Consider the following 1,332-nt stretch of genomic DNA (forward strand, 5'->3'; position numbering starts at 1 on the left):
GCCTTGGGCCACGGCGATGAACGACCCCATGCCCAGTTTTGAAACTTCTTTGGGGCCCAGTACCTCCACTTTGATGCCGCGCAGCTTGCCCAGCTCTTTGGCCGCGCCCGCCAGAAGCGTGGGCGTGGCGTGGTTGGCGGGACGGTTCGCCCATTCCTTGGCAAATTCAACACCTTTCAAAAGCGCAGCGCCTTTTTCAAGCCCGGGCCGCGCGTCCTGGGCGCTTGCCGCGTCATTGACGGCAACCACCACATGCCGCAGTCTGCCGGGGCTAGCCTTGGCGGGACGGGATTTGGTGGTGACATAGGTATAAGTGGCGTCGCCGCAGGCAACCACAGCGGCGCGCACGGTTTCGGCCTGCAGACGGCCCAGTGCACCCAGGCAGAGGGTCAGGTGCTGCACATTCGCGGCTTTCAGGGCGCCCAGTCCGGCGCTGACGGCAGTTCGAACGTTTTTGGCGCTGGCATCTCCCACTCCCGCCAGCACGACCCGCCTGGCGCCGATGCCAGGCACGCGGTACGTGCTCAGGAGCTTGCCGGGCTTGGCCTCAAAATCGCCCGACTTGATTGCCAGCGAAGCCAGCACAGAGAGGGGATCATTGCCGGGGCTCATATCCTGGGGGACGAGAACCAGCAGCGCGTCGGTTTTTTCGCTGCAAATACGGGTGGGTGTCAGTGTTTTAAGTTCAAAGTCCATAATTCAGGGTCTGGTAAATAAACCAAAGTAAAACAAAAATAAAACGAAGCCAAGGCAGATATTCAGTCAATGTTATTCCAATCCACGATTCGCAAAGAGCTGGCTCGCAGTTTTGGGGCCACGCTGGTGGTCCTGGTCACCATCGTGATGACCATTGTCCTGATCAGGACCCTGGGCCAGGCATCGCGGGGTTTCATCAACCCGCAGGACGTCATGCTGTTCATGGCCTACTCGGCGCTGGGACGCTTGCCGACCATCCTCACGCTGTCCCTTTTTATTGCGATGGTCAGCACCTTGTCGCGCATGTACCGCGACAGTGAAATGGTGGTGTGGTTTACCAGCGGCCAGGGCCTTGCGGGTTTTCTCCGGCCGCTTTTCCGTTTTGCCTGGCCGGTCCTGCTGGTCATCACGCTGATGGCCCTTTTTGTATGGCCTTGGACCAACCAGCAGACCAAAGACATGCAAAGCAGGTATGAGCAGCGCGGTGACCTCGACCGCATCGCGCCCGGCCAGTTCCAGGAGTCCTCCAGCGGCAACCGGGTTTTCTTCATTGACCGCGACCTGGCGGGCGAGCGTTCCAGCAACAACGTGTTCATAGCTGCCACCGAAAAAGGCAAGAGCTCGATTACCACGGCC

2 protein-coding genes are annotated in these 1,332 nt (G+C 59.8%); one reads left to right on the plus strand and one right to left on the minus strand.

All coding sequences use genetic code 11. From position 1 onward, the window contains the following. The coding region (locus tag AC1D0Z_RS21965; RefSeq protein ID WP_477660269.1) for a M17 family peptidase N-terminal domain-containing protein at positions 1-696 on the minus strand (696 nt) is incomplete at its 3' end. A 69-nt stretch (positions 697-765) separates the two neighbouring features. On the opposite strand from AC1D0Z_RS21965, the gene AC1D0Z_RS21970 reads away from it, so the two are divergent. After that, positions 766-1,332 (plus strand): LptF/LptG family permease (locus AC1D0Z_RS21970; protein ID WP_477660270.1); only part of this gene is annotated, 567 nt, incomplete at its 3' end.

This window comes from Polaromonas sp. P1_E3 (genome assembly GCF_056405935.1).